Annotated in this window: 8 protein-coding genes; 5 read left to right on the plus strand and 3 right to left on the minus strand. The window is 50.4% G+C overall.

Translation table 11 applies throughout. From position 1 onward, the window contains the following. Positions 1–172: 172 nt before the first annotated feature. The gene (locus KQI26_RS14750; protein ID WP_216505007.1) at positions 173–505 is read right to left on the minus strand and encodes a hypothetical protein; all 333 of its coding nucleotides are present in this window, start codon (positions 503–505) and stop codon (positions 173–175) included. Further along, positions 502–867, minus strand: a complete 366-nt coding sequence (locus KQI26_RS14755; RefSeq protein WP_118748390.1) for a PadR family transcriptional regulator — start codon at positions 865–867, stop codon at positions 502–504. The genes KQI26_RS14750 and KQI26_RS14755 overlap by 4 nt, the downstream gene beginning before the upstream one ends. 175 nt (positions 868–1,042) lie before the next feature. Here KQI26_RS14755 and KQI26_RS14760 point away from each other — a divergent pair, with 175 nt between their 5' ends. After that, positions 1,043–1,519, plus strand: a complete 477-nt coding sequence (locus tag KQI26_RS14760; RefSeq protein ID WP_118748389.1) for a hypothetical protein — start codon at positions 1,043–1,045, stop codon at positions 1,517–1,519. Here KQI26_RS14760 and KQI26_RS14765 read toward each other — a convergent pair. Further along, the gene (locus tag KQI26_RS14765) at positions 1,488–2,375 is read right to left on the minus strand and encodes a hypothetical protein (RefSeq protein ID WP_216505008.1); all 888 of its coding nucleotides are present in this window, start codon (positions 2,373–2,375) and stop codon (positions 1,488–1,490) included. The genes KQI26_RS14760 and KQI26_RS14765 overlap by 32 nt on opposite strands. 28 nt (positions 2,376–2,403) lie before the next feature. On the opposite strand from KQI26_RS14765, the gene KQI26_RS14770 reads away from it, so the two are divergent. From KQI26_RS14770 to KQI26_RS14785, 4 genes are all read left to right on the plus strand, one after another. Beyond that, complete coding sequence (locus KQI26_RS14770) at positions 2,404–2,577, plus strand: hypothetical protein (protein WP_216505009.1); 174 nt, start codon at positions 2,404–2,406, stop codon at positions 2,575–2,577. Between the two features lie 211 nt (positions 2,578–2,788). Next, entirely contained in the window at positions 2,789–3,313 is a 525-nt protein-coding gene (locus tag KQI26_RS14775) for a hypothetical protein (RefSeq protein ID WP_216505010.1), read from the plus strand. A gap of 127 nt (positions 3,314–3,440) precedes the next feature. Continuing rightward, positions 3,441–4,094 carry a hypothetical protein gene (locus KQI26_RS14780; RefSeq protein ID WP_216505011.1) on the plus strand — a complete coding sequence of 218 codons (654 nt, stop codon included), beginning with the start codon at positions 3,441–3,443 and terminating at the stop codon, positions 4,092–4,094. Between the two features lie 71 nt (positions 4,095–4,165). After that, on the plus strand, positions 4,166–5,128 hold the full coding sequence (locus tag KQI26_RS14785; protein ID WP_216505012.1) for a hypothetical protein: 963 nt from the start codon (positions 4,166–4,168) through the stop codon (positions 5,126–5,128). The last annotated feature ends 144 nt before the right edge of the window (positions 5,129–5,272 follow it).

Genomic DNA, 5,272 nt, shown 5'->3' on the forward strand with positions numbered 1-5,272 from the left:
AGCGGGGCGCCCCGCCCTTGAGAAGTGCAAAAAGCCACGCACAGGTCGCGGCTTTTTGCGGATTTATAGGGGTAGGGCGGACGACCCTTTTCGTTATATAGGTTTTTCGACAGTCTGAAAAGCGCCCTTTGGGCGCTTTTGCAATAGAAAGAGAAATGTTTTTGCAGGGCGGTTACCGCAGATAGCCCTGGAGAAACACCAGGTGGAACAGCCATGTGCCGGTCACCAGCAAACAGGCCCGCAGCATGAGCAGCTTTAACTGGCGACTGGCCGCCTGCACGGGCAGAGGCACACCCAGAAGCAGCTCCTGGGCGGTTTCTTCCGGCAAACGGAAACGGGCAGAAAGTTCTTCCAGAGAGACGGTGGGATGCTGAACAGCGTATTCCTCCAGTTCCTGAGACAAGCCGGACAAAAGCTGTCGACGGGTCTTGGAGGGGCAGTCGGCCAGATAGGGTTTGACCTGTCTGAGATAACTCTGGATGGAATGGGCGGCTTTGGTTTTCACGTGGATTTCTCCCCTTCCACAATTTGCTGCACTGCAAGCTGGAGCTCCTGATATTCTCCACGGAGATCAGCCAGATAGTCTGTCCCGGTGGGGGTGATGGCATAATATTGCCGCACCCGGTTGTCCGGAGAGATTTGCTTTCCGTCTTCTTTCACATAACCCAGCTTGACCAGCCGGTAGAGCACCGGATAAAGAAGGGAAAGGGTGTACCGGCCTTGACTGCGGCGGGAAAGTTCTTGCTGCATCTGGTAGACATACATGGGCTGCTGGGAAAGAAGATGGAGCACCAGCATAGGACTGATGGCTCGTTTGAAATAGTCCTCGAAGGAATGCCCGGAATCCGGGCTGTGTTCTTTTTTCATGGAGTTCACCTGCTGTAAGGTTACTTTCAGTATATCGGAATTTTGGCAAAAAGCAACAACAAAAAGGGAAGATATCACAAAAATACCACAAGGGTGCTTGACAAAGAGCGGGAAGTGGAATATGCTGTTAATATAATAAGCATTACTAAATATATAGGAAAGAGAGGGAAAGGCAATGAAGAAGAAACTGATTTGTATTCTGGGATTGCTGTTCCTTTTGGTTTATGCCGGTTTGGCAGGGACCGGGGCCAAGCTGCAGCTGGATGCAGCACAGGAGTTCCGACAGATGAAAGCGGCGCTGGAACGGGGAGAAGAGATTGACCAGACCCATTACACAGCCACGGCCCAGCGGTCGGAGGAGCTGAAAAGCCTCGGCCGGAAAGTGGGACGGGTAGCGTATCTGGCTGCTTTGGCGTTGGCCGCAGTAGGGCTAATCAACTGGAAGGAATATATTTTGGTGGTGGGTATTCCCATGCTGGCCGGAGGTCTTGCCATTTTGCCCTTCTGGCTGCAAAGCGATGTAGGAGCCGTCAATTATTATATCGAGCAGTTTGTAGAATTTTACAGCGCTGCCGTCTGTGGTGTGGGAGCCGCTCTTTTCACCATGCTGCATCAGGGGATCAAAGCGTGGAAAACGGCGCACAAGGGATAAAAGAGTATACTTTCATCAGCGGATGGGTGTAGGTATCCATGAATGCCTGTGTGTCCAGTTGCGGGACGGAAGGCGGGTTTTGCCCCATGGAAGAGGAATAGGCCTCCAGCTGGGGGCAATTCTGAAGGGGAGTCAGATCCACATTGTCCCCAATGGTGCAGTACAGGTTGCGGAGATTGGGAAGATCCTGCACAAAAGAAAGGTCGGTAAGGTCCTGGGTGTCCCGCCAGGTGGCGTCCACTTCCTGTAAATAGGGATTTTCTCCCAGAGTGTCCAGCAGGGGCTGGGCATCCCCCTGGATAAACTGAAGAGAAGTCACCTGGGGCAGCTTTTGCAGATCGGCCAGGCTCTCTACCGGCACAGTGCCCTCTTCCGGGTGGGGATCGTTGTAAAATGCGTTGTCTGTTTCCACGATAAAGCCGTCGGGAAGGATGGTGAGGTGGGAAAGCTCCTGGCAATCCTTCGGATAGATTTTTCCTTCCGGCTTGTGGATGAGTACCCGGATATTCTGCTCCATGGCTGGATCGGAAAAGGCGATGGGGTCGGGCAGATTGGAAATGACCACCACAGCGCCGCCGGTGACCACGGCGGCCGCTGTCACACCGGCAATGATTTTGGCCTTGATGGTGGCAAACAGCCCGGTTTTGGCGGCTTCTCCTGCACCGGTGCCCAAAGCACCGGCCGCAGCGGTTCCTGCTCCGGCCGCCACGGCAGCCCCCAGAGCTTTCTCCACCCCCTGCCAGATCTGCGCTTTTGCTTCCGGGGCGGAAATCTGTTCCAGCAGCCGGGAAAACAGCAGGGAGAAGGGAATGGCGCCATGATAGCGGACCCCGTCCCGCTCTTCCTTGTCCAGCACTTGCTGGCGGAGCTTCTGCCGGGCATAGTTGAGACGGCTTTTTACCGTGACGGTGGACTATCTGTTGGGCTGTTCCCAGCTGCGGGAAGAGGGAACGCTGAAAAAGCTGTGTGCCGAATTTAGTGTTCTGCCCCCGGCGGAGCGCAAAAGCCTGTTGGATTTTTTGGAGTTTCTGCGCTCCCAGCAGAAAAACTTCCGGTGAGAAAAAGCGCTCGCCGCCCCGCCGGGGCACAGCCGTGAGTGTTCCGCTCACACACATAAGACCCGCCGTTACCCCGGCGGGTTTTATGTATATTAAAAAAATGACATTTCCAGAAAATAAAAGATTGACAATGAAAGTGATTTACCATATGATATACCATATAATGATATCAAATTAAAATATCATTGAATTAAAGTAGTATTTATATAAATTGAAAAGGAGGAAAAGAGATGTTCAAGAATATGCGAAAAAAAGAGACTACGAGAATATAATTACATATTTTGTGAATGACATATCTATAATTGAAAAAACGACAGAGGTTTGGCATGAAAGTAGATCAGGAGATCTTGCAAAAACATGGGTAAAGGAAATAATTAGAGATGGTGTGTTTCATCCAACCAATCCAGATCCCAATATCCCAATGCCTGTGACTGTAATTTTCGAGTGTGAGTTGTCGGGAACAATTTATTACGATCCCAATACCATGAGAATTACTACAACATCGGGACCGTTTCAGCTAGGAGCGGTACGGCGTACTGATTTGAGCGGGACCAGCACAGCAGTAGAGTATCGGTACTGGACTCCATCGACACGAGTTACAGTAGCATCTGATCGGTTATCAGCGAATTTCTACTTCTCGATGCATATCACAGGATATCTTGCAGGGTATGATAAGGAGTATGATTTTGGATATTTAGGAGGGAGTGATCCGGTTTATACAGCAACAGCTGCATAAGGACAAGAGTACACAGTTACAAAAGGAACGAAGGGAGATATAAAATGAAACAAATTAAGAAAGGCATAGCATATTTTCTCTCCATGTTAGTGCTTCTCACAAGTGTGAGCACTGGCATCTTAGGGGGGTGAGCGAAGGAATAGAACTTGTAGGCGTAGACACTACTTCTTTTGCAAATAATATAAACGAAATCTTTTTGAGTGACCCTGAAAATGTGATCGCCCTGAGTCATGCGGGAGAAGATATAACAGATGATTTCTTCCAGACAGCACGGGAATGCTTCCAACATGAAGCATGGGATGAATTTTACACTTTCTGCGTAGAAAATGTGGGAACAATTAAGCGCTTCGATGATTCTGTACAAATGGGTGCGAGGGGGATGGATGGTACGCAGTTACATAGTGAGACAATTTACAAATATTGCAGGTGGGATGGCGGGGTTGAACCGTCAGAGTTCTATCCGGGAATTTCTCAATTAAATAATAATGGATATATTTCGTTGAGAGTTTCGTGTTCGTTTACATTCAATACGAGTACCGGCGCAGTAACTTCTGTATCAAAACCGACTCATACACCTGTGTCTGCAAGTGGATTCAGAGAGGAACTGCAAGACATTCAAATCATGAATGACACATATAGCCATGGAAATTTAGGTGGGACATCCTGTAGTGTCACCTATACCTTTAGGCCGAGTGCTTGGTTCTTTGTAGCGGCCGATAGCCCGCAGGCAAAGTTGTCGTATCATAATGAGAGTGCAACAATGACTGTTTCTGCTAGATGATTGCGCTATAAAGAACATAATGGAAAACACATAAATGTGGTGTATGTAGGGATCGGTAAGGAGGGAACAAAATGAAAAGGACTACGGTATTCGATTGGAAAGCGCCGGTGTTCGGCCTTTTGTGCGCTGTGCTGCTGAATACGGTGGGCCTTTGGAGCGGCTTGTTCCACCGCCTGATCCAGAATTACCAGGCGCCGCAGTGGGCCATGGTGGTCTCTCAGATGGTGAGCCAGTGGAGCCGGGGGATGTGGCTGGCCTTTTTCCCGGCGGCAGTGGCCTTGTGGATGCTTTACAGCCGCCGGGAGGGCCGGGGCATTTTGATCTACCTGGAGGGGATCTTTTTCCTGCTTCTTTTTGCTGTTTTGCTGGAGAAGATCGTCTCCGGCCTGATGGAAATTCCAGGGATTTATTTCCATCTGGGCTTTTTCTATTATGAAACGGCATTTATCTCCCTCTGTCCGGTATGGGGGGCGGCGCTGCTCCTCCTGCCCGATAAAGCCATGGGAAGCTGGGGGAAGGGCATCCTGTGGATTCTGGGAGGAGCCGGGGGACTGCTCTATGGGTTGTGGCCCCGAATTTCTGGTTTTTTGCAAGAAGGGAGCCTGGCTTTCCGGGTGGAAAGCTTCTGGTATTGCGGCCTGGGAGCGCTTCTGATGCTGGCCATGCTCTTTTTCACGGCGTTCTGCCGCCGCCCGCTCTGGGAGCTGGTGTGTGCTTCCTTGGGCTGGCTTGTGCTTGCCTTCCTCCTTTCCCGCCTGGGAGAGGGAGGAGCCAAGGTACTGGAAAACAATCTGCTTTGGCTGCCCGGCATGCTGCTCCTTGGTTTGGCAGGTTTGCTCTGGCAGCGAAGAAAAAAGATTTGGGCCGTCGGCGTTTTTCTTCTGGGCCTGCTGGCTTTTTCTGTGATGCCTTTCGCTGCGGCGCTGATGTACAAGGAGATCACGCCGGCTTTTCTCGTCAGCGGCGCCTATCTTTGGTTTCCGGCACTGTTTGGAGTTTGCGCCCTTCCCCTTGTCTTTCTGGCGGAAAAATAGAAAGAAAGCCCGCCGATCTTTCATCTGAAGTAGTCAATAGTTAGTAGACACAAAATTTCTTATGCCACCAGTTCTGTTCTATATGGGACTGGTGGTTTTCCTTTTAGTTTGCGGACGGGTCGTTCATTGTTGAAATAATAGATT

Origin of the sequence: Intestinimonas sp. MSJ-38, from assembly GCF_018917925.1 — a bacterium.
Classification (GTDB): domain Bacteria; phylum Bacillota; class Clostridia; order Oscillospirales; family Butyricicoccaceae; genus Pseudobutyricicoccus.